Source organism: Sphingobium lactosutens DS20 (assembly GCF_000445105.1).
GTDB lineage: Bacteria > Pseudomonadota > Alphaproteobacteria > Sphingomonadales > Sphingomonadaceae > Sphingobium > Sphingobium lactosutens.
In genome coordinates, this window is record NZ_ATDP01000076.1 from 51,257 (window position 1) to 70,978 (window position 19,722).

24 protein-coding genes are annotated in these 19,722 nt (G+C 65.9%); 15 read left to right on the forward strand and 9 right to left on the reverse strand.

The window, feature by feature from the left end; all coding sequences use genetic code 11:
• Positions 1-9 precede the first annotated feature (9 nt).
• Together aroB and RLDS_RS36555 are read right to left on the reverse strand one after the other, a co-directional pair.
• Positions 10-1,122, reverse strand: a complete 1,113-nt coding sequence (aroB, locus tag RLDS_RS36550; protein WP_021225420.1) for a 3-dehydroquinate synthase — start codon at positions 1,120-1,122, stop codon at positions 10-12.
• Positions 1,113-1,661 carry a shikimate kinase gene (locus RLDS_RS36555; RefSeq protein ID WP_021225421.1) on the reverse strand — a complete coding sequence of 183 codons (549 nt, stop codon included), beginning with the start codon at positions 1,659-1,661 and terminating at the stop codon, positions 1,113-1,115. The genes aroB and RLDS_RS36555 overlap by 10 nt, the downstream gene beginning before the upstream one ends.
• Positions 1,662-1,756: 95 nt before the next feature.
• On the opposite strand from RLDS_RS36555, the gene RLDS_RS36560 reads away from it, so the two are divergent.
• The 5 genes from RLDS_RS36560 to RLDS_RS36580 all read left to right on the forward strand — a co-directional run bounded on the left by RLDS_RS36560 (position 1,757) and on the right by RLDS_RS36580 (position 7,243).
• Positions 1,757-1,945, forward strand: a complete 189-nt coding sequence (locus tag RLDS_RS36560) for a hypothetical protein (protein WP_009821167.1) — start codon at positions 1,757-1,759, stop codon at positions 1,943-1,945.
• A 5-nt stretch (positions 1,946-1,950) separates the two neighbouring features.
• Positions 1,951-3,795: a hypothetical protein gene (locus RLDS_RS36565; protein ID WP_021225422.1), complete on the forward strand. Its 1,845-nt coding sequence runs from the start codon at positions 1,951-1,953 to the stop codon at positions 3,793-3,795.
• 1 nt (position 3,796) lies between these two features.
• The gene (locus RLDS_RS36570; RefSeq protein WP_021225423.1) at positions 3,797-4,729 is read left to right on the forward strand and encodes a tyrosine recombinase; all 933 of its coding nucleotides are present in this window, start codon (positions 3,797-3,799) and stop codon (positions 4,727-4,729) included.
• Positions 4,730-4,740: 11 nt separating this feature from the next.
• On the forward strand, positions 4,741-5,685 hold the full coding sequence (locus RLDS_RS36575) for an acetyl-CoA carboxylase carboxyltransferase subunit alpha (protein WP_021225424.1): 945 nt from the start codon (positions 4,741-4,743) through the stop codon (positions 5,683-5,685).
• A gap of 85 nt (positions 5,686-5,770) precedes the next feature.
• Positions 5,771-7,243: a M48 family metalloprotease gene (locus tag RLDS_RS36580; RefSeq protein WP_021225425.1), complete on the forward strand. Its 1,473-nt coding sequence runs from the start codon at positions 5,771-5,773 to the stop codon at positions 7,241-7,243.
• 75 nt (positions 7,244-7,318) lie between these two features.
• Here the strand turns inward: RLDS_RS36580 and RLDS_RS36585 are convergent, their stop codons facing one another.
• Together RLDS_RS36585 and RLDS_RS36590 are read right to left on the reverse strand one after the other, a co-directional pair.
• Positions 7,319-7,483 carry a Flp family type IVb pilin gene (locus RLDS_RS36585; RefSeq protein WP_009821172.1) on the reverse strand — a complete coding sequence of 55 codons (165 nt, stop codon included), beginning with the start codon at positions 7,481-7,483 and terminating at the stop codon, positions 7,319-7,321.
• Positions 7,484-7,622: 139 nt separating this feature from the next.
• Positions 7,623-7,808, reverse strand: coding sequence for a Flp family type IVb pilin (locus RLDS_RS36590; protein ID WP_009821173.1), 186 nt, complete (start codon positions 7,806-7,808; stop codon positions 7,623-7,625).
• Positions 7,809-7,893: 85 nt separating this feature from the next.
• Here RLDS_RS36590 and RLDS_RS36595 point away from each other — a divergent pair, with 85 nt between their 5' ends.
• Positions 7,894-8,301, forward strand: coding sequence for a (deoxy)nucleoside triphosphate pyrophosphohydrolase (locus RLDS_RS36595; protein ID WP_021225426.1), 408 nt, complete (start codon positions 7,894-7,896; stop codon positions 8,299-8,301).
• Positions 8,302-8,520: 219 nt separating this feature from the next.
• Here the strand turns inward: RLDS_RS36595 and bfr are convergent, their stop codons facing one another.
• From bfr to RLDS_RS36610, 3 genes are all read right to left on the reverse strand, one after another.
• Positions 8,521-9,000 carry a bacterioferritin gene (bfr, locus tag RLDS_RS36600; protein WP_021225427.1) on the reverse strand — a complete coding sequence of 160 codons (480 nt, stop codon included), beginning with the start codon at positions 8,998-9,000 and terminating at the stop codon, positions 8,521-8,523.
• 147 nt (positions 9,001-9,147) lie between these two features.
• Positions 9,148-9,318: a (2Fe-2S)-binding protein gene (locus tag RLDS_RS36605; protein ID WP_021225428.1), complete on the reverse strand. Its 171-nt coding sequence runs from the start codon at positions 9,316-9,318 to the stop codon at positions 9,148-9,150.
• A 60-nt stretch (positions 9,319-9,378) separates the two neighbouring features.
• Positions 9,379-10,599 (reverse strand): DUF418 domain-containing protein, encoded by a 1,221-nt coding sequence (locus RLDS_RS36610; protein WP_236616826.1) that lies wholly within the window; start codon positions 10,597-10,599, stop codon positions 9,379-9,381.
• 57 nt (positions 10,600-10,656) lie between these two features.
• Between RLDS_RS36610 and RLDS_RS36615 the strand changes: the two genes are divergently transcribed.
• From RLDS_RS36615 to RLDS_RS36625, 3 genes are all read left to right on the forward strand, one after another.
• Positions 10,657-11,424, forward strand: coding sequence for a methyltransferase domain-containing protein (locus RLDS_RS36615; protein ID WP_021225430.1), 768 nt, complete (start codon positions 10,657-10,659; stop codon positions 11,422-11,424).
• A 46-nt stretch (positions 11,425-11,470) separates the two neighbouring features.
• A complete protein-coding gene (locus RLDS_RS36620) occupies positions 11,471-12,007 on the forward strand; it encodes a GNAT family N-acetyltransferase (protein WP_021225431.1) in 537 nt (178 codons plus the stop codon).
• A 98-nt stretch (positions 12,008-12,105) separates the two neighbouring features.
• Positions 12,106-12,417: a GIY-YIG nuclease family protein gene (locus tag RLDS_RS36625; RefSeq protein ID WP_021225432.1), complete on the forward strand. Its 312-nt coding sequence runs from the start codon at positions 12,106-12,108 to the stop codon at positions 12,415-12,417.
• Between the two features lie 179 nt (positions 12,418-12,596).
• On the opposite strand, the gene purL is transcribed toward RLDS_RS36625, so the two are convergent.
• Entirely contained in the window at positions 12,597-14,774 is a 2,178-nt protein-coding gene (purL, locus tag RLDS_RS36630; RefSeq protein ID WP_021225433.1) for a phosphoribosylformylglycinamidine synthase subunit PurL, read from the reverse strand.
• A gap of 103 nt (positions 14,775-14,877) precedes the next feature.
• Between purL and RLDS_RS36635 the strand changes: the two genes are divergently transcribed.
• A complete protein-coding gene (locus tag RLDS_RS36635) occupies positions 14,878-15,312 on the forward strand; it encodes a DUF805 domain-containing protein (RefSeq protein WP_021225434.1) in 435 nt (144 codons plus the stop codon).
• Between the two features lie 82 nt (positions 15,313-15,394).
• Here the strand turns inward: RLDS_RS36635 and RLDS_RS36640 are convergent, their stop codons facing one another.
• Entirely contained in the window at positions 15,395-15,778 is a 384-nt protein-coding gene (locus RLDS_RS36640; RefSeq protein ID WP_021225435.1) for a hypothetical protein, read from the reverse strand.
• A 179-nt stretch (positions 15,779-15,957) separates the two neighbouring features.
• Here RLDS_RS36640 and RLDS_RS36645 point away from each other — a divergent pair, with 179 nt between their 5' ends.
• The 5 genes from RLDS_RS36645 to queA all read left to right on the forward strand — a co-directional run bounded on the left by RLDS_RS36645 (position 15,958) and on the right by queA (position 19,571).
• Positions 15,958-16,209: an exodeoxyribonuclease VII small subunit gene (locus RLDS_RS36645; protein WP_021225436.1), complete on the forward strand. Its 252-nt coding sequence runs from the start codon at positions 15,958-15,960 to the stop codon at positions 16,207-16,209.
• Between the two features lie 5 nt (positions 16,210-16,214).
• On the forward strand, positions 16,215-17,123 hold the full coding sequence (locus tag RLDS_RS36650; protein ID WP_021225437.1) for a polyprenyl synthetase family protein: 909 nt from the start codon (positions 16,215-16,217) through the stop codon (positions 17,121-17,123).
• 4 nt (positions 17,124-17,127) lie between these two features.
• A complete protein-coding gene (gene coaD / locus RLDS_RS36655) occupies positions 17,128-17,640 on the forward strand; it encodes a pantetheine-phosphate adenylyltransferase (RefSeq protein WP_021225438.1) in 513 nt (170 codons plus the stop codon).
• A 119-nt stretch (positions 17,641-17,759) separates the two neighbouring features.
• A complete protein-coding gene (locus RLDS_RS36660; RefSeq protein ID WP_021225439.1) occupies positions 17,760-18,509 on the forward strand; it encodes a peptidylprolyl isomerase in 750 nt (249 codons plus the stop codon).
• A 27-nt stretch (positions 18,510-18,536) separates the two neighbouring features.
• The gene (gene queA / locus RLDS_RS36665; RefSeq protein ID WP_021225440.1) at positions 18,537-19,571 is read left to right on the forward strand and encodes a tRNA preQ1(34) S-adenosylmethionine ribosyltransferase-isomerase QueA; all 1,035 of its coding nucleotides are present in this window, start codon (positions 18,537-18,539) and stop codon (positions 19,569-19,571) included.
• Positions 19,572-19,722 lie beyond the last annotated feature (151 nt).

The following is a 19,722-nucleotide window of genomic DNA, read 5'->3' on the forward strand; positions in this document are numbered from 1 at the left end:
GCCGGGGGCTTACAGCGCGTCGGCGCGATCCTGGTCGAGGAAGGCGGCGACGTCGTCCAGCGCGACGTCCTTTGACAGGAAGGTCTGGCCGATGCCGCGCGCCAGCAGGAAGGGCAGGGTGCCGCCCGCCATCTTCTTGTCATGCAGCATATGCCCGACGAGCGTGGCGCCATCTGCGCTGACATGGGCGCTGGCAAGGTCGTGCGGCAGGCCGATAGCCTTCAAATGCGCGGTGACGCGCGCGGCGTCTTCGGTTGGGCAGAGGCCAAGACGCGTGGAGTAGCGGAAGGCGAGCGCCATGCCCGCCGCGACCGCTTCGCCATGCAGCAGCGTGTCGGAAAAGCCGGTATCGGCCTCCAGCGCGTGACCGAATGTGTGGCCAAGGTTGAGCAAGGCGCGGCGGCCGGAGGTTTCGCGTTCGTCATCCGCGACGATCGCCGCCTTGGCCGCCACGCTTTTTTCGATGGCATGGGTGCGCGCCGCAGCATCGCCCGCAAGCAGGCGGTGGCCATCGCTTTCGCACCAGGCGAAGAAATCGGGATCGTCGATCAGGCCATATTTGACGACTTCGGCATAGCCGGCGCGGGTTTCGCGGGGCGGCAGGCTGTCGAGCGTGGCGGGGTCGATCAGGACCAGTGCGGGCTGGTAGAAGCTGCCAACCAGATTCTTGCCCGCGCGGGTGTTGATCGCGGTCTTGCCGCCGACCGACGAATCGACCTGCGCCAGCAAGGTGGTGGGCAGCTGTACGAAATGGCAGCCGCGCTTGAGGATGGAGGCGGCAAAGCCGACCAGATCGCCAATGACGCCGCCGCCCAGCGCGACGATATGGTCGCCCCGTTCGATCTCCAGGCCAAGCAGGGCGTCGAGCAACTGTTCCAGATGCCGCCAGCTCTTGGTCTGTTCGCCCGGCGGCAGGATGATGGGTTCGATCCCGACATTGGCGGCGCGCAGGCTGGCGTCGAGGCGAGGCAGCTGCGCGGCGGCAACGTTGGCGTCCGTGACGACCACAAGCCGGCCGCCCCGGGCGAAACGGGCAAGCTGGTCCCCGGCGCGGTCGAGCGCGCCCTGTTCGATCACGATGTCGTAGCTGCGCGCGTCCAGCGCGACCCGGACTAAGGCCATTGCGTCAATTGCTCCATGATGCGGTCGACCGCGACTTCGTGCGGGGCCGCGATGCTTTTCACATGAATGGGGGCGAGCGCGTAGACAGGGTTGCGCACCGCCGCCAGTTCGGTGAGCACGGTGCGCGGATCGCGATCCTTGAGCAGCGGCCGGCTTTCGCGGCGGGACACGCGGTCGACCAATATGTCGATATCGGCGTCGAGCCAGATGGCGATGGCGGCCTCCAGGATCAGGCGGCGGGTTTCATCCTGCATGAAGGCGCCGCCGCCGGTCGCGATCACCTTGGGCGCGCCGTCGAGCAGGCGGGCGATCACGCGTCGTTCGCCGTCGCGGAAATAGGCTTCGCCATAGCGTTCGAAAATCTCGCTGACGCTCATGTCGGCCGCCTTCTCAATCTCCTCATCCGCATCGACGAAGGCGAGTCCCAGGCGCGCGGCGAGGCGGCGGCCGACGGTGGATTTGCCAACGCCCATCATGCCCACCAGGACGATGGGATCGCGCCTGCCGGGGCTGTGCGGGATTTTGCTGTTTCGTTGCATGGCAGGCGGGGCTATACAGCCAGCCGTCACTGAGGCAAATCGCATCTTTCCAAGTCACCCGGCCTTGCAGGCCCGGACAGCCAAGCCAAGGACCCATGAAGAATAATCGCACCTTCAGCAGTTTCGAGGGCAGTGCGCGTCGCCGTGGCGGCCGCTTGCCGATCATTCCCATCGTTATCGTCATTCTGGTCGTCGCGCTGCTCGCCTTCTTCTGGTCGCGCGGTGGTGAAAAGCCGCAGCAGCGCGTCGAAAAGGTCATCCCCGCCGAGAAGCTGGGTCAGTAAGGCCGATGCGCTGGCCGCGGGGGAACGCCAAATGGGCGCTGGGGAGCTTCGCGCTTGCCCTGACCTTGCCCGTGGTTGCGCAGCAGGCGCCCGAATCGCTGCTGCCGCCCGGATTTGGCGATGCGCCCGAGACGCCCGCGCCCCGTCCGTCGCGCCCCGCGACGCCAGCGCCGGGCGGCACGCCTGCGCCGACGCCGGCAACGCCAGCGGCTCCCGCGCCAGTGCCGATGGTGCAGCCGCTCGATCCATCCTTGAGCGCGGCGCCGGGCGACGAGGCCGCCAACGCGGCCGAAGACGCGCTGACGCCCGAGGAAATCGCGGCGGAAAAGGCCAAATATGACCTGCCCGACAGCGCGCGCCGGTCGCTTGACCGCATCGGCCCGCTGACGCCGCAGACGCGGGGGTTCGAGCCGGACGCCTTTGGCAATGAACAGGGCCAATATCTCGCCGCGCTGATGCGCAGCACCCATGCGCCGATCGTGTCGCGCTGGGCCTCCATCCTGCTGCGCCGCGCGCTGCTGAGCGCGACCGATACGCCGCGCGGGATCAATGGCGCGGACTGGGCGGCGGAGCGGGCGTGGCTGTTGCTGCGCATGGGCGAGGCCGACAGCGCGCGGCTGATCGTGCAGAGCGTCGACGCGGACCAGTTCACGCCGCGCCTCTATGCCGTGGCGATGGAAACCTATCTGGCGGCGGCCGATCCCGCTGGCCTGTGTCCGCTCTCCGCCGGGGCGCTACGCACCAGCAAGGCGCCGGGATGGGACATGACGCGGGCGATCTGTCCGGCGTTGTCGGGCGATCAGGGCACGGCGAGCGGCGCGCTCAACCAGGCGCAGCGGCGCGGCGTGGTGCGCGGCATCGATTATCGGCTGGCGGAGAAAGTCGTCGGCACCGGGTTCAACGCGCGGCGGTCGGTCAATATCGAATGGGACGGGGTCGATCGGCTGACCGCCTGGCGCTTTGGTCTGGCGACCGCGCTCAATGTCGAGATACCCGATGATCTATATGCGACGGTCGGGCCGCATGTGCGGGCGTGGGAAGCGCGCGCGCCCGCGCTCAGCCCCATGCGACGCCGGCCGGGCGCGGATATTGCCGCGCGGCTGGGCGTGTTTTCGAGCGCGGCGCTGGTGGGTTTCTATAGCCAGCTCGACAGCGAGGGCGACAGCTCCGGCGAGGTTGCGGATCGGATCGACGCGCTGCGCACCGCCTTTGCGGGCAACACGGTGCGCGACCGGATCGGGGCGATGCGGACATGGTGGGGCGACGGAGCGCGGCCCGATTATGTCGGGCTGATCGCGACGGCGCGGGCGGCCGCGGCCTTGCCCGTGGCGCAGGCGGACGGGCAGGATGCCGCCAATCTGGTCGGATCGATGCTGACCGCCGGCTATGATCGCAATGCCGCGCGCTGGGCGCGGGCGATCGGCCAGCTGGACGGCGATGGCGCCAGCCAGGTCTGGGCCTTGCTGGCGGTGGGCGCGCCAAGCGCGGTTGTGGACATCAGCAGCAGCCGGGTGTTGTCCTATATCGACGTCATGGGCGCGGACAAAGGCCGGGCGCTGATCGCGGCGCTGGCCGGGTTGTCGCGCCTGTCGCCACAGGATGCCGGATCGCTGGCGCAGGATAATGGCCTATCGCTGGCGGCGGGCAGCCGCTGGGCGCGCGCGATCGGCGCGGCGGCGCAGCGCGGCGAAAAGGCGACGGTGGCGTTGCTGGCGGCGGTCGGCATGCAGGGCCAGGACTGGAGCGGATTGCCCGCGACGCATCTCTATCATGTGGTGGCGGCGCTGCATCAGGTGGGCCTCGACCCCGAAGCGCGGATGATCGCGGCCGAGGCGCTCAGCCGCAGCTGATATGGGGCAGGAAGATGCCGTCCTGATCGACCGCTTTCTGGAGATGATGGCGGCGGAACGCGGGGCGTCGCGCAACACGCTGATGGCCTATCGCACCGACCTGACCGGCGCGGGCGACCTGCTGGGCGGACTGGCCGGCGCGGACAAGGCGGCGCTGGGGACGCTGGCGGCCCATTGGGCGCCCTTGGCGGCATCGTCGGTGGCGCGCAAGGCGTCGGCGCTGCGGGCCTTTTACGGATTTCTGGAGGAAGAGGGGCTGCGGGCGGATAACCCGTCCGCCGCGCTGCCGCGCCCGGTGACGCGCCGGCCGCTGCCCAAGATATTGTCCACCGCCGAGGTCGACCGGCTGTTCGCGCTGATCGCCGAGCGGCTGGCGGCGGAAAACCCCGCGCCGCTGGACCTGCGGCTGTCGGCCCTGATCGAGCTGCTCTATGGATCGGGCTTGCGCGCGACCGAACTGGTGTCGCTGCCGCGCCGCGCGCTGGCGGCGGATCGCCCGTTCCTGATCCTGAAGGGCAAGGGCGCGCGCGAGCGGCTGGTGCCGATTTCCGACCGGGCGCGGGCGGCGGTATCCGCCTGGCTGGCCCATGTGCCGGGGGATAGCGGCTGGCTATTCCCGTCGGGGAAAAGCCATCTGAGCCGCATTCGCCTGTATCAGCTGGTGAAGGCGCTGGCCGGGGCGGCGGGGATCGCGCCGGAACGGGTCAGCCCGCATGTTCTACGCCATGCATTTGCGACGCATTTGCTGGAAGGGGGCGCGGACCTGCGCGCCTTGCAGGCGATGCTGGGTCATGCCGATATCGGTACGACGCAAATCTACACCCATGTCGATAGCCGCCGGCTGGTCGAGCTGGTGAACCAGCGCCACCCCTTAGCGACGATGGCGCTGCGGCAGCCGCAACGCCGCGTTGACGACGCGCCGCCATCGCCTTAACGCCATCGCCCATGGTAAGTTTTCTGGAATTCGAAAAGCCGATCGCGGAGCTGGAAGCACGCATCGTGGAATTGCGTGCCACCGCGAGCGTGGGCGACATCAATATCGATGGCGAGATCGCGACGCTGGAGCAGCGCGCGGCCAAGCTGCTGGCCGACACCTATGCCAAGCTGACGCCGTGGCAGAAGACGCAGGTGGCGCGCCATCCCGACCGACCGCACTTCAAGGATTATGTCGCGGGGCTGTTCGACAATTTCATGCCGCTGGCCGGCGACCGCGCCTTTGCCGACGATCAGGCGATCCTGGGCGGATTCGCGACGCTGGGCGAGCGCAAGGTCATGGTGATCGGCCATGAAAAGGGCGACGATACGGCAAGCCGCGTGCGCCACAATTTCGGCATGGCCAAGCCCGAAGGCTATCGCAAGGCGATCCGCCTGATGCAACTGGCCGACCGCTTCGGCCTGCCGGTGGTGACGCTGGTCGACACGTCAGGCGCTTTCCCCGGCGTGCAGGCGGAGGAGCGCGGCCAGGCCGAAGCCATTGCGCGATCAACCGAGGCATGCCTGAAGCTGGGCGTGCCGATGGTGGCCGCGGTGGTGGGCGAAGGCGGATCGGGCGGCGCGGTTGCGCTGGCGGCCGCCAATCGCGTGCTGATGTTCGAACATGCGGTCTATTCGGTGATCTCCCCCGAAGGCTGCGCGTCGATCCTGTGGCGCACCGCCGACAAGGCGAGTGATGCGGCGACCGCGATGCAGGTGACGGCGCAACATCTGAAAGGGCTGGGCGTCATCGACCGGATCGTGGCCGAGCCGGTGGGCGGCGCGCATCGCGAACCGGTCGAGGCGATCGCCAATCTGGGCGCGGCGATCGAGGCCGAACTGGATTCGCTCGACGCGATGGACGCCGATGCGCTGCGCACCGACCGGGCGGACAAGTTTCTGGCGATCGGCGCCTGATCGCCTGACGACATTGTCACGGAACGTCCCGCCGGGGTTGCTTGTTACGTCAGGGTAATGGCGTAACTTCCAGGGGTGAGGGTGTATGAAGTGGACTTTGGCGCTGGGCGGCACCGGCGCGGCGCTGGCGATGGTCTTGAGCGCGCCAGCGGTGATCGGGCAGCAGCGGGCGATCCGCACTGTGTCGTCGATCAGCCAGCAGGACAAGGCGTCGGGCGCAAAGCAACATCCTGAATTGCTGAAGGAATTTGGCGGTCCCTATGCGGGGCCGCAGGCGCGCTATGTCGAGACGGTGGGGCGGCGCATTGCCGTGCAGTCGGGCCTGTCCAATGCGCAGAGCGACTTCACCGTCACCTTGCTCAATTCCCCGGTCAACAACGCCTTCGCGATTCCCGGCGGCTATGTCTATGTGACGCGCCAGTTGATGGCGCTGATGAATGACGAGGCCGAACTGGCGGGCGTGCTGGGCCATGAGGTCGGCCATGTCGCCGCGCAGCATGGGCAGAGGCGGCAGAAGACGGCGCAGCGCAACGCGATTGGCGGCGCATTGTTGCAGGTCCTGACCGGCGCGTTGCTGGGCGATTCGGGCTTTGCCGGGCTGATCCAGCGCGGCATCGGCACGGGCAGCCAGTTGCTGACGCTCAAATTTTCGCGCAGCCAGGAATATGAGGCGGATGACCTGGGCATCCGCTATCTGGCCGCGGGCGGCTATGATCCGCGCGCGCTGTCCGACATGCTGGCGTCGCTGGCGGCGCAGAGCAGTCTCGACGCGCGGGTGGCGGGCAGCGCGCGTTCCATGCCGGAATGGGCGAGCACCCACCCCGATCCCGCATCGCGCGTCGACCGCGCGGCACGCGAGGCGCAGGCCACGCGGTCGACCAGCACCACGCGCAATCGTGACGTGTTTCTCGCCGCGCTGGATGGCGTGCTCTATGGCGACGATCCCAAGCAGGGGGTGATCGACGGCAACCGGTTCCGGCACCCCGACCTGCGGCTGAGCTTTGCCGCGCCGAGCGGGTTCGGGATGGAAAATGGCAGCGATGCGGTGTCGATCACGGGGTCCGGCGGGCAGGCGCAATTCGGGACCGCCGCCTATCGCGGCGATTTAAGCGCCTATATCGACGGCGTCTTTGCCGCCCTGGGCGATGGCAAGGGCGTGCCGGGCGGGGCGGTGAGCCGCACGACGATCAACGGCATTCCGGCCGCATGGCGCACGGTGCGGGCGACCAGCCAGTCGAGCCAGGTGGATGCAACGGTGATTGCCTATGATTTTGGCGGCGGCAAGGCCTATCATTTCCTGCTGCTGACGCCGGCGGGGCGGGGCATCGGCCCCTTCACGTCCATGGTGCAGTCGGTTGAGCGGCTGTCGGCGAAGGATGCGGCGGCGATCAAGCCGCGCCGGATCGACGTAGTGACGGTGAAGGCGGGCGACACGGTTCAGTCCTTGAGCCGGCGCATGGCCTATAGCGACTTGCAGTTGGAACGGTTCCTGACGATCAACGCGCTGGACGCCAATGCGACGCTGCGGCCGGGGCAGAAGGTCAAGATCGTCGTCTGAGGCCGGATCAGGACAATATAAAAGGGCGGCGGACATGGTGTCCGCCGCCCTTTTTCAATCAGTCAGTGTCGCGACTTACTGGTCCAGGTTGTCGCTGACGCTGTTGAAGGTGTTCTTCAGGTTGCCACCCAGGCTGGTCATGGCGCCGATGGCGGCGACAGCGATAAGCGCGGCGATCAGGCCGTATTCAATCGCGGTGGCACCCTTTTCATTCTTCAGCATCTTACGGACGAACTGCATTTCATGTCTCCTTGATGGACATACGCACTAAAACTACCCCGCCGCCCCCGTGTGATTTGTTCGTGGTCAGCGAAAACCGAACTACCGTCTTTCGGTTGAAAATTGTTTAATGGTCGTTGGGACTGTAAAAATCTTATAGTTAAGCGTTGGTAACCTTATTATCGACGTCGTCCCACATATGGATGGTCCGTTCAGCGACGTTGGATAAAGCGACCAGCATGGCGAGCACGATCATCGCGAGGATGAGGCCATATTCGACCGCCGTGGCCCCGCGTTCGCATTTGATGAGCCCCTGTCGGGCGATGATGTCGATAAGCCCGCGCATGCGTGTCCCCAGTTCGCTACAGACAGTCCCGGACAGATGTGTAAAGCGGGGAGGGTTAACAAATAGCCCTTGAGTATCCCCTGAAATGACGTCTTTTTCTCCCCTGCTGGTAGTCGCTGTCGCTTTGGTGGACGCCGAGGGGCGGGTGTTGTTGCAGCAGCGCCCGCCGGGCAAGCCCATGGCGGGCCTGTGGGAATTTCCCGGCGGCAAGGTCGAGGCGGGGGAAACGCCCGAAGCCGCGCTGGTGCGCGAACTGGAGGAAGAACTGGGTATCGCGACGCAGGAAAGCTGCCTCGCGCCGGCGAGTTTCGCCAGCGAAGCGCTGGGCGACCGGCATTTGCTGCTGCTGCTCTATGTCTGCCGCAAATGGCGCGGGGTGCCCGAAGCGCGTCATGCGACCGCGCTCAGCTGGAAGCGGCCGGCGCAGATGTATGCGCTGGACATGCCGCCCGCGGATCTGCCGCTGATCGGGCTGCTGGACGCCTTGCTGTAACGACAAAGGGGGGGCGCCTTGCCCAGGCACGCCCCCTTTTAGAGCGCCGAGCGTAAAATCGGGATCACTTATTTCCGTTTGCCCTGAGTAGTCGCTGAGCCTGTCGAAGCGGCGTATCAAAGGGTCCTTCGATACAGGCCCTCGACGAGCTCGGTCCTTAGTCAGGACGAACGGGTCAGATTTATGGCTCGATGCTCTAGCTGCGCGTCTGCGCCGCGATCAGTCCTCGGCGGGGCGGCTTTGCAGCTGGATATAATTCTGTATGCCCATGCGTTCGATCATTTCGAACTGGGTTTCCAGCGTGTCGACATGCTCCTCCTCGCTCTTGAGGATATAGTCGAACAGGTCGCGGCTGACGAAATCGCGGATCGATTCGCAATGGGCGATCGCTTCGCGCAGGACCGGCAACGCCTCATATTCCAGCTCAAGGTCGGCTTTGAGGATTTCCTCCACCGTCTCGCCGATCTTGAGGCGGCCGAGCAGCTGGAAATTGGGCAAGCCGTCGAGGAACAGGATGCGCTCCGCCAGCTTGTCGGCATGCTTCATCTCGTCGATGGATTCTTCATATTCGAACTTGGCGAGCTTCTTGATGCCCCAATGGTCGAGCATGCGGTAATGGAGGAAATATTGGTTGATCGCGGTCAACTCATTCTTGAGGACCTCGTTCAGATATTCGATGACCTTGGCGTCGCCCTTCATGGCGCTATACTCCGAATAGCGGGAACGGAGCGACTATAGCGGGGCGGATAGCGGCTGTTAAGCTGAAAAACCGCAGAAATCAACCATTTATTGCGATGCTATTGCTTCGGGTTCGCGCGTATGGGCTGCGCATGATTTGCATTTGTGTCAGGCGGACGCGCGCTCGGCTGCGATGATCGTGCGGGCGAAGGACACGCACTGGCCGCATTTGGGGCGGCGGCCATATTGGGCATAGGCGCTGCAAGGCGTGTCCGCGCCGTTGCGCGCGGCTTCCCGCACGTCTTTTTCCCGAATGGCATTACAAACGCAGACGACCATATGCGATGCTCTCCTGTGCCAAGGAGAGATAGCCTATATGATAATAGGTCGCAATAGTAATCAGCTGCTCTTGCGAATCTTTTGCGGTTGCGCGCGAACCAGGCTGCGCCAGAGCCATTCGGCGGGGCCGATGGCGAATCGATTGGCATAGGGCTGCGACCAGAGCAGCATCGCCGCCCAGCCCACGGCGACGAACAACGGCAGCGCGCCGAGCGGGACATGGGCAAAATTGCCAAGGCCCCAGCCATAGAAGATGGTGGTCATGAGGAGGCTGGTGCCCAGATAATTGCTGAGCGCGAGGCGGCCGGCAGCGCCCAGGCGCGAGGCGAGGGGATGGCCGGGATTGCGGGCGAAAAGCCAGAGGATGAGCGCGGCCCAGCCAACGCTCAGCGGCACGCGGAAGGGGAAGGACCAGGCAAGCGCGGTGCCGAGCGCCGGCAGCGCGGCAAAGCCGCTGGCCCAGACCCAGGCCGCCAGCGCGATCATCGGCGGCACGCCGATCAGGAAGCAATGGCGGGCGGTGCGGCGATATTGTTCCGCATCCCAGCGGCCGGTGAGAAAACCGCTTTTAAGCATGGCCATGCCAAGCAGCATGAAGCCGAGCGTTTCGAGCGCGCTGAGCATGAAGCCCAGCGACCAGCTGCGTGGCAAATCGACGATCTTGTGCAACAGGATGGAGAGGAAATCGCCGCGGTACAGGGCAATTTCCCGCTGAACCACGGGACTGGCGGGGTCGGACAGGCTGGCGGCGAAGGAGGCGAAGCCCGCGCCCCCGCCGCTGGCGTGGCTCCAGGCGTAGAAGGACGCGACATAGCCGGCGACGAGCAGGAAATGCAGCAGGAAGAACAGGAATGCGGCCTTCACCAGCTGCATCGGGTCGCGATGGACGAAGCGCAGCGCGGCAAGCCCGACGAGCGCATAGAGCGTCAAGATGTCGCCCCACCAGAGCAGCAGATAATGCGCCGCGCCAATGACGAACAGCCAGCCCGCGCGGACCATCTGGGTGCGGGCGCCGTTGCGCCCGGCCATCTCCTCCCGGTCGATCAGCAGCAGCATCGATGCGCCGAACAGCATTGCGAACAGCCCGCGCATCTTGCCATCGACCAGGATCAGGCTGGTCGCCCAGAAGGCGATGTCGCCCGCCGAGAGCGGGCCGGCGGCGGCCGGATCGATATAGGCGCTTTGCGGCTGGGCGAAGGCGGTGATGTTCATCCACAATATACCCATGACCGCGCAGCCGCGCAGAACGTCCATGGCGGGAATGCGGGAGGAGGGGGGCATGGGGAAATCCTTGAAGATGCTGGTCAGCGGCGAACGGCTCTGCCAAGGGGCCTAGCCATGAACGAGGGGCGCAAGCAACGGATAAGCGACGCATTCGGCGCGGCGGCGACGCATTATGACGATCATGCCGGGCCGCAGCGCTTCGCCGCGCGGCTGGTGGCGGACCTGGCGCAGCGGCAACGCCCGAGTGGCGTCATGCGCATATTGGAGATTGGCTGCGGCACCGGATTGCTGACCCGCGACATCCAGGCACGTTGGCCCGGCGCGCAGCTGGTCGTGACCGACCTGTCGCCCGCCATGCTGGACCGGGCGGCGGCGCACGGGCTGGTGGGCGGCACATTCCTGGCGATGGATGGGGAGTCGCCGCCGTTCGAGGGGCCGTGGTTCGACCTTATCCTGTCCAGCCTGGCCTTCCAGTGGTTTGACGATCTGCCGGGCGCGATCGGGCGGCTGGCGAGCCTGCTGACGCCTGGCGGAAGCCTGATCTTTTCGACCATGGGGCAGGACAGTTTTGCCGCCTGGCGCGCGGCGCATGATGCGTGCGGGGTGGCGGCCGGGGTGCCGGACTATCCGTCGCTGGAGGCGGTCCGGGCGATGCTGCGGGCGTATGACGACAGCTTCGCCTTTGACGAGCGCGTGCCGCTGGACAGCGGCGGCGCGCGCGGGCTGATCGCGCATTTGAAGGGCATCGGCGCGGTGGTGCCGGAGACGGGGCGCAGGCCCTTGACGCCGGCGCAGCTGCGCGCGGTCATGGCGGCGTTCGACGCTGCGGGCGGCACGGACGCCTATCAGATCCTGTTCGGCCGGGTGACGCGCGCGGGTTGAGGGCGCAGCGGTTGCGCGGAGGCGCGCGGACTGGCATCCAGCGGCTATGTCCCATGATGATCTGACCATCAGGCGGGCGGAACCGGCCGATGCCGCCGCCCTGTCCGCGCTCAAGCTCGCCGCGTTTCGGGAGACGTTTCTCCACGGCTTCGCCATTCCCTATCCAGCCGCCGATCTGGCGCGGTTCGAGGCGGATAGCTATGGCGAGGCGACGGTGGCGCGCGAACTCGCCGCGCCCGATCATGCGACCTGGGTCGCGCAGGCGCGCGACGGGCGGCTGCTTGCCTATGCCCATGCCGGTCCCTGCAAATTGCCGCACCCGCAGGCGTCGGCGGCGCAGGGGGAATTATACCAGCTCTATGCGCTCAATGCCGCGCAGGGCCAGGGCGTGGGCCGGGTGCTGATGGAGGCGGCGCAGGGCTGGCTGGCGCAGGCCTTTCCCGGTCCGCAGTGGCTCGGCGTATGGTCCGGCAACGCTCGGGCGCAGGCCTTCTATGCCAAGCGCGGCTTTGCGAAGGTCGGCGACTATGGATTCAAGGTCGGCGACTGGACCGATGCGGAGTTCATCTACCGGCGCGGGTGATTGCGGGGTGGCGTCGCTGCGCGCCTTCGCGATGAAGATGTGTGGCACGGCCTGGGTCCCCGCTTTCGCGGGGATGACGGAGGGGTTAGGTTGCGGGGATGCGCGATCGCCACCCCTGCGTCTACATCCTCGCCAGCAAGCGTAACGGCACACTTTATATAGGCGTCACATCCGACCTGATCCGGCGCATGCACGAACACCGCACCGGGTCAGTCGCTGGCTTCACCCGTGAGTATGGCATCAAGCGGCTGATGTGGTTCGAACAGCATGCCACGATGGAAGAGGCCATCCTCCGCGAAAAGCGCCTCAAGAAATGGAACCGCGCCTGGAAGATCACGCTGATCGAAGACTTGAACCCGCATTGGGACGACCTGGCTGTCGGCCTGGGTTTTGACCGCCTGCCAGACTGACCCTGTCGCGCTCCGCTTCGTTAGAACGGGATACAATCTCCATCCGTCATCCCCGCGAAAGCGGGGATCCATCTCGCCATCGGCAATGACGTCGCGTGTCGAGACTTGGGTCCCCGCTTTCGCGGGGATGACGGAGGGGATCAGGGTTCGCCGTCCATTACGGCGGGGATGACGAAGGGTTAGAGTTCGTTGTCCATCAGGGCGGGGAAGAAGCCTTCATGGGCTTTGCGCAGCGTGTCGAGGGCGACGCCCGCGACACTGTCGCCGGCGACAGTGCCGATCCGCGTCGCGCCGGGGATGGCGGCGCTGGCGGGGGCCGTGACGACATAGCGGGCCTGGTCTTCGCCAAAGGCCGAGGCGGTGGTGAGGGTGATGTCGAGCGCCATGCCCTTGTCGCCGGCGAGCGCCATTTCGGCGAGCGTGACGAGCAGGCCGCCATCGGAAATGTCGTGGACGGCGTTGACCGCGCCGGTCGCGACAAGCGCGCGCACGGCGTCGGCATTGGCGCGTTCGGCGGCGAGATCGACGACAGGCGCGTCGCCCGCTTCACGGCCCGCGACTTCGCGCAGCCAGATGGATTGGCCGAGATGCGTGCCTTCGCCGCCGATCAGCCAGACGGCGTCGCCTTCATTCTTGAAGGCGACGGTCGCCATGATGTCGACATTGGCGAGCAGGCCGATGCCGCCGATGGCCGGGGTGGGGAGGATGGCGGAGCCGCCGCCCGTCGCCTTCGATTCATTATAAAGGCTGACATTGCCCGACACGATCGGGAAATCGAGGGCGCGACAGGCGTCGCCCATGCCTTCCAGGCAACCGGTCAGCTGCGCCATGATTTCAGGCCGCTGCGGGTTGGCGAAGTTGAGGCAGTTGGTGACGGCGAGCGGGGTCGAGCCGACGGCCGACAGATTGCGATAGCATTCGGCGATCGCCTGCTTGCCGCCTTCATAAGGGTCGGCATAGCAATAGCGCGGCGTGCAGTCGGTGCTGATCGCGATGCCCTTTTGCGTGCCATGGACGCGCACCACGGCGGCGTCGCCGCCCGGGCGCTGGACCGTGTCGGCGCCGACCATATGGTCATATTGTTCCCAGATCCACCGGCGGCTGGCAATGTCGGGGCTGCCCATCAGGGTGACGAGGTCAGCGTCGATGTCGGCGCTTTCCGGCACGTCGCCGAGGGGTTCGACCTTGGCCCATGCCTTATAGTCGTCCTTCGGCATGGAGGGGCGATCATAGAGCGGGGCGTCGTCGGCCAGGGGCCCAAGCGGGATGTCGCAGACGATCTCGCCCTTATGCTCCAGCACCATGCGGCCGGTGTCGGTGACATGGCCGATGACGGCGAAGTCCAGCTCCCATTTGCGGAAGATGGCTTCGGCGAAGGCTTCGCGGCCGGGCTTCAAGACCATGAGCATCCGCTCCTGGCTTTCCGACAGCATCATTTCATAGGTCGTCATGCCGGTTTCGCGCTGGGGCACGTCATCCATCTTGAGGTGGATGCCAACGCCGCCCTTGGACGCCATTTCGACGCTGGAGGAGGTAAGGCCGGCCGCGCCCATGTCCTGAATGGCGACGATCGCGTCGGACGCCATGAGTTCCAGGCACGCTTCGATCAGCAGCTTTTCGGTGAAGGGGTCGCCGACCTGCACGGTGGGGCGCTTTTCCTCGCTGTCCTCGCCGAAATCGGCCGAGGCCATGGTCGCGCCATGGATGCCGTCACGGCCGGTCTTGGACCCAACATAGACGATCGGGTTGCCGACGCCGCTGGCGGCCGAATAGAAGATCTTGTCGGTGTCGGCGACGCCCACGGTCATCGCGTTGACCAGGATATTGCCGTCATAGGCGCTGTGGAAATTCACTTCGCCGCCCACGGTCGGCACGCCGACGCAATTGCCATAGCCGCCAATGCCATGGACGACGCCGGCGATGAGATGCTTCATCTTGGGGTGGTCGGGCCGGCCGAAGCGCAGCGCGTTCATGTTGGCGACCGGTCGCGCGCCCATGGTGAACACGTCGCGCAAGATGCCGCCCACGCCCGTCGCCGCGCCCTGATAGGGTTCGATATAGCTGGGGTGATTATGGCTTTCCATCTTGAAGATGGCGGCCTGGCCATCGCCGATATCGACGACGCCGGCATTTTCGCCCGGTCCGCAAATCACCTGCGGGCCTTTGGTCGGCAGCTTCATCAGGTGGATCTTGGAGCTTTTATAGCTGCAATGTTCCGACCACATCACCGAGAAGATGCCGAGTTCGGTCAGGTTCGGCTCGCGGCCGATCGCCTTTAACACGCGGTCATATTCTTCCGGGCTGAGGCCATGTTCGGCGACGACTTCCGGGGTGATCTGGGTGGCGGTGCTGGACATGCCCGCGCCTTTAGCGAGGGCGTCGCGGATTCACAATGGCAAGGCGGCGCGGGGCGCATTTCATGCTAGGGGTGATGCGGATGACGCACGAAGGGGAACGCGCATGACTGCATGGGACTGGATGATATTGCCGCTGCGGCGCTATGCGCGGTTCAGCGGGCGGGCGCGGCCGCGCGAATATTGGATGTTCGTGCTGTTCATCGTGCTGGCGATGTTCGCGCTGTCGATTCTGGAAACGGCGCTGGGCCTCGCTGTGACGGAGCGATGGGTGCAGACCGGACCATGGAGCGCGAGCGCGGTCTACCGCACCCATGGCGGACCGCTCACGGGCCTGTTCGCGCTCGGCATCTTCATCCCGCATCTGGCGGTAATGGTGCGGCGGCTGCATGATACGGATCGCAGCGGATGGTGGCTGCTGCTGGCTTTGCTCCCGATACTGGGTGGGCTGGTGCTGCTCATCTTCTTCATCATCGGCGGCACGCGCGGGCCGAATCGCTTTGGCCCAGACCCGGTCGAAGTGGGCGAGCGGCCCGCATAAGGCCAGGCAACGCCGGACAAGGAAAAGGCCGGCCTCTTGCGAGGACCGGCCCTGAAATTTTCAGACGAAAAGCGTCCGTCGATCAGACGTGGCAGCTCTGCGCGCTCTTGCCGGGGACGGTGATCTTCACCTCGTCGCCCTGGCCCGACACTTCATAGCCGCCTTCGGCGGTGAAGGCCTGGCCCGCTTCGGCCGCCTTCAGCTGGGTCGGCTCGCCGCCCTTCTTCGTACGGAAATTGGCGGTCTTGTCGTCGGTCATGAAGTCGACGAAATAAAGGCTGTTGTCCTTGCAGCGATACTGCTTGGTCGCCTTGACCGAAGGCGGCAGTTCGACCGGTGCGGCGTTGGCGAGCTGGTCAGCCATCGGGTCGGCGGGGCCGCCCACGACTTCGGGTTCGTCATTCTTGTTGCAGGCCGACAGCAGGGCGACGCCGGCCAAGGCGATCATGGGGAGATGAAGTTTCATAGCGATCCTTTTATGTGCATGTGCAACATGTCCCGTCAACGCAAAAGCGCGGGATAACCGCCATGTCCCCTGAAATGACGTCATGACGCGATGATGACAACGATGTCGAAAGCGCCGCCGGGCTGGACAGGAGGCGCTGCGCACTTGACCGGGGCGTTGGGCGCGGCCAATGCAGGGCCATGGCTGAGGAAATGTCCCCCGATCCGTCGTCTTTGTCCTTCGAGGACGCCCTGCGCGCGCTGGAGCAGATTGTGCGCCGGCTGGAAAGCGGGGACGTGCCGCTGGACGAATCGATCGCGCTTTATGCCAAGGGCGAGGAATTGCGCAAACGCTGCGCCGACCGGTTGCAGGCGGCCGAAGCGCGCATCGCCAAGCTGACGCTCGACGCCAATGGCGCGGTGACCGGCGCCCAGCCCTTTGGCACGGACTGAGGTTGATGACCGAAGGCGGGGGCGCGGTCACGGACATGCTGGCGCGGGCGCGCGATGTTGCAGCGCAGATCGACAGGGGCTTCGACCGCTTGCTGGCCGTGCCCGACGATGCGCGCGCGCGGCTGTATGAAGCGATGCGCCATGCCGCGATCGGCGGGGGCAAGCGATTGCGCCCGTTGCTGGTGCAGGCGGCGTGCGACCTGTTCCACATTTCGCGCGAATCGGCGTTGCGGGTCGGCCTGGCGATCGAATGCATCCATGTCTATTCGCTGATCCATGACGATTTGCCGGCGATGGACGATGATGACATGCGCCGGGGCAAGCCCACGGTGCACAAGGCGTTTGACGAGGCGACGGCGATCCTGGCGGGCGATTGCCTGCACGACCTGGCGTTCGAGGTGCTGGCGGACGAGGAAACGCATCCCGATCCGTTCGTGCGCATCGAACTGGTGAAGGCGCTGGCGACGTGCAGCGGGCCGGCGGGCATGGCCGGCGGGCAGATGATGGACCTGGAGGCGGAGCGCACGCGGTTCGACCTGGCGACGGTCACGCGGTTGCAGAACCTCAAGACCGGGGCGCTCATCTGTTTCTGCGTCGAGGCCGCGGCGATCATGGCGCGCCTGCCGCAGGAGGCGCGCACCGGCCTGCATGGCTATGCCCGCGACATTGGCCTGGCGTTCCAGATTGCCGACGATCTGCTGGACGTGGAGGGCGATGCGGCGCTGGCGGGCAAGGCGCTGGCCAAGGATGCGGCGGCGGGCAAGGAAACCTTCGTATCGCTGCTGGGCGTGGAGGCCGCGCGCGAACGGGCGCATATGCTGGTCGACCAGGCGAAGGATCATCTGCGCACCCATGGCGCGGAGGCCGACCTGCTGCGCGCGATTGCCGACTATATCGTGGAAAGGGACCGCTAAGCCCATGAGCAAGCAGCGTATCGGCGTCTATCCCGGCACGTTCGACCCCATCACGCTGGGGCATATGGACATCATCCGGCGCGGCGCGAAGCTGGTCGACCGGCTGGTCATCGGCGTCACCACCAATATCGCCAAGTCGCCGATGTTTTCCGACGAGGAACGGCTGGAGATGGTGCGGCGCGAATGTGCCGGCATCGACAGCGACATTTGCGTGGTCGGGTTCAATTCGCTGCTGATGGACTTTGCCGAATCGCAGGGCGCCAGCGTCATCATTCGCGGGCTGCGCGCGGTCGCGGACTTCGAATATGAATATCAGATGGCGGGCATGAACCAGCAGATCAACGGCCGGGTCGAAACCGTATTCCTGATGGCGGACGTGTCGTTGCAGCCGATCGCATCGCGGCTGGTCAAGGAAATCGCGCTCTATGGCGGGCCGATCCACAAATTCGTCAGCCCGTGCGTGCGCGAGGAAGTCGAGGCGCGGGTGGCGCGGATCGGACGCAAGGGCGAGGGCTGAGGCGGCTGCCCCCGGCGTCGTTTCAGCCTGGGTTCAGTTGCCAATCGCGATCAGCGCGCTATCAGGGCGGGGAATGACGGCCCCGTTGTCGGCTCACAGGATCAAGGAAGTTCTGCCTCATGCGTTTCACTTGCGCGCTCAAGACCATGGCGATCACACTCGCCCTGACCGCGTCCGGCGTGGCCTTTGCCCAGGGCGGCGGCGGTGGCGGCCAGGGCGAGGATTTCAAGAAGGCCGAAACCGCCGCGCGCGCGCAGGAAAATGCCAAGTCGCTGGAAGATTCGGGCACGCCGCAATTGCCGCCCGCGACAGTGCCGGTCGACCCGCAAAATGTGTGGGACCTGGACCTGTCGAGCGGCGGGCGAGTGCGCATCCAGCTGCGCCCCGATATCGCGCCCAACCATGTCGAGCGGATCAAGACGCTGACGCGGGAGGGTTTCTACAATGGCCTGAAATTCCATCGCGTCATCCCCGGCTTCATGGCGCAGGGCGGCGACCCCAAGGGCGATGGCACCGGCGGATCGCAGCTGCCGGACCTGAAGGCCGAATTCAACCCGATGCCGCATCTGCGCGGCACCGTGTCGATGGCGCGCGCCCAGAGCGAGGATAGCGCCAACAGCCAGTTCTTCATCGTGCTGCTGCCGCGCATGCAACTGGACAAGAAATATACCGTCTTCGGCCGGGTGATCGAAGGCATGCAATATGTCGACGCCATCGCGCAGGGCGAGCCGCCGGCCAATCCGACGGTGATCTTGCAGGCCTCGATCGAGAGCGATGGCAAGCCGCCGGTGACGGCCCCGGTCGCGCCTACCGCCCCGGCCGCGCCCGACGCGTTGCCATCCGGCCCGCTGACGCCGCCGGCGCAATAAGCGGCGATCGCGCCTGAAAGCGTTTCCATGCGCGTAGACCTGTTCGATTTCGATTTGCCGCCGGAAAATATCGCGCTTCGGCCCGCGTCGCCGCGCGATTCGGCGCGGCTGCTGGTCGCGGCGGGAGCGAGCGGCGTTGACGATCGCATCGTGCGCGACCTGCCGTCGCTGTTGCGGGCGGGCGACATGCTGGTGTTCAACGATACGCGGGTGATCCCGGCGCAGCTGGAAGGGCGCAGGGGCGAGGCGCGCATCGGCGCGACGCTGCACAAGCGCCTGGGGCTGCGGCACTGGCAGGCCTTTTTGCGCAACGCCAAGCGGGTGCGGGACGGCGACCGGATCGATTTTGGCGCTGGCGTGACCGCGATTGCGGGCGCGCGTGACGCCGAAGGCGGCGTGACGCTGGACTTCGAAGGCGAGGAGCCGGTCGAAATCCTGCTGGAGCGTGCCGGGACCATGCCCTTGCCGCCCTATATCGCCAGCAAGCGGCCGACCGACGAGCAGGATCGCAGCGATTACCAGACGATGTTCGCGCGCGAAGATGGCGCGGTGGCGGCCCCGACCGCGGCCCTGCATTTCACGCCCGAACTGATGGACGCAATCGCGGCGGCGGGCGTGCTGACGCAGACACTGACGCTGCATGTCGGGGCGGGGACATTCCTGCCGGTCAAGGCGGAGGATACCCAGGACCATCGCATGCATGCCGAATGGGGCCGGATCGATGCCGAGGCTGCTGATCGGATGAATGCCGCGCGCGCTGCGGGTGGCCGGGTGATCGCGGTGGGCACAACGTCGCTGCGGCTGCTGGAAAGCGCGGCGGGGGAGGATGGAGTGATCCGCCCCTTTGCCGACGAAACGCGCATCTTCATCACGCCGGGCTATCGCTTCCGGGCGGTCGACGGGCTGATGACCAATTTCCACCTGCCCAAATCGACCCTGTTCATGCTGGTTAGTGCGCTGATGGGGCGCGAGCGGATGCAGGGCATCTATGCCCATGCGATCGCGCAGGGCTATCGCTTCTACAGCTATGGCGATTCGAGCCTGTTGCTGCCGCACGAGTGACCGATCGGCCGGCGGGCCATCTTCTGCATATCGCCAAGAATTGCTGACAGTCCTGTCATGCAGGCGCGAGCCAAGTTGGTACCAAGGTCATTAAGTATATTTGACCAATCGCAAAGACGATGCGATATGCCTGCACAATATTGGAGCCGAT

What these genes read in the sequence shown, in the direction of transcription:
- aroB (WP_021225420.1), bottom strand. Translation starts at nt 1,122, where the DNA reads ATGGCCTTAGTCCGGGTCGCGCTGGACGCGCGCAGCTACGACATCGTG.
- RLDS_RS36555 (WP_021225421.1), bottom strand. Translation starts at nt 1,661, where the DNA reads ATGCAACGAAACAGCAAAATCCCGCACAGCCCCGGCAGGCGCGATCCC.
- RLDS_RS36560 (WP_009821167.1), top strand. Translation starts at nt 1,757, where the DNA reads ATGAAGAATAATCGCACCTTCAGCAGTTTCGAGGGCAGTGCGCGTCGC.
- RLDS_RS36565 (WP_021225422.1), top strand. Translation starts at nt 1,951, where the DNA reads ATGCGCTGGCCGCGGGGGAACGCCAAATGGGCGCTGGGGAGCTTCGCG.
- RLDS_RS36570 (WP_021225423.1), top strand. Translation starts at nt 3,797, where the DNA reads ATGGGGCAGGAAGATGCCGTCCTGATCGACCGCTTTCTGGAGATGATG.
- RLDS_RS36575 (WP_021225424.1), top strand. Translation starts at nt 4,741, where the DNA reads ATGGTAAGTTTTCTGGAATTCGAAAAGCCGATCGCGGAGCTGGAAGCA.
- RLDS_RS36580 (WP_021225425.1), top strand. Translation starts at nt 5,771, where the DNA reads ATGAAGTGGACTTTGGCGCTGGGCGGCACCGGCGCGGCGCTGGCGATG.
- RLDS_RS36585 (WP_009821172.1), bottom strand. Translation starts at nt 7,483, where the DNA reads ATGCAGTTCGTCCGTAAGATGCTGAAGAATGAAAAGGGTGCCACCGCG.
- RLDS_RS36590 (WP_009821173.1), bottom strand. Translation starts at nt 7,808, where the DNA reads ATGCGCGGGCTTATCGACATCATCGCCCGACAGGGGCTCATCAAATGC.
- RLDS_RS36595 (WP_021225426.1), top strand. Translation starts at nt 7,894, where the DNA reads ATGACGTCTTTTTCTCCCCTGCTGGTAGTCGCTGTCGCTTTGGTGGAC.
- bfr (WP_021225427.1), bottom strand. Translation starts at nt 9,000, where the DNA reads ATGAAGGGCGACGCCAAGGTCATCGAATATCTGAACGAGGTCCTCAAG.
- RLDS_RS36605 (WP_021225428.1), bottom strand. Translation starts at nt 9,318, where the DNA reads ATGGTCGTCTGCGTTTGTAATGCCATTCGGGAAAAAGACGTGCGGGAA.
- RLDS_RS36610 (WP_236616826.1), bottom strand. Translation starts at nt 10,599, where the DNA reads ATGCCCCCCTCCTCCCGCATTCCCGCCATGGACGTTCTGCGCGGCTGC.
- RLDS_RS36615 (WP_021225430.1), top strand. Translation starts at nt 10,657, where the DNA reads ATGAACGAGGGGCGCAAGCAACGGATAAGCGACGCATTCGGCGCGGCG.
- RLDS_RS36620 (WP_021225431.1), top strand. Translation starts at nt 11,471, where the DNA reads ATGTCCCATGATGATCTGACCATCAGGCGGGCGGAACCGGCCGATGCC.
- RLDS_RS36625 (WP_021225432.1), top strand. Translation starts at nt 12,106, where the DNA reads ATGCGCGATCGCCACCCCTGCGTCTACATCCTCGCCAGCAAGCGTAAC.
- purL (WP_021225433.1), bottom strand. Translation starts at nt 14,774, where the DNA reads ATGTCCAGCACCGCCACCCAGATCACCCCGGAAGTCGTCGCCGAACAT.
- RLDS_RS36635 (WP_021225434.1), top strand. Translation starts at nt 14,878, where the DNA reads ATGACTGCATGGGACTGGATGATATTGCCGCTGCGGCGCTATGCGCGG.
- RLDS_RS36640 (WP_021225435.1), bottom strand. Translation starts at nt 15,778, where the DNA reads ATGAAACTTCATCTCCCCATGATCGCCTTGGCCGGCGTCGCCCTGCTG.
- RLDS_RS36645 (WP_021225436.1), top strand. Translation starts at nt 15,958, where the DNA reads ATGGCTGAGGAAATGTCCCCCGATCCGTCGTCTTTGTCCTTCGAGGAC.
- RLDS_RS36650 (WP_021225437.1), top strand. Translation starts at nt 16,215, where the DNA reads ATGACCGAAGGCGGGGGCGCGGTCACGGACATGCTGGCGCGGGCGCGC.
- coaD (WP_021225438.1), top strand. Translation starts at nt 17,128, where the DNA reads ATGAGCAAGCAGCGTATCGGCGTCTATCCCGGCACGTTCGACCCCATC.
- RLDS_RS36660 (WP_021225439.1), top strand. Translation starts at nt 17,760, where the DNA reads ATGCGTTTCACTTGCGCGCTCAAGACCATGGCGATCACACTCGCCCTG.
- queA (WP_021225440.1), top strand. Translation starts at nt 18,537, where the DNA reads ATGCGCGTAGACCTGTTCGATTTCGATTTGCCGCCGGAAAATATCGCG.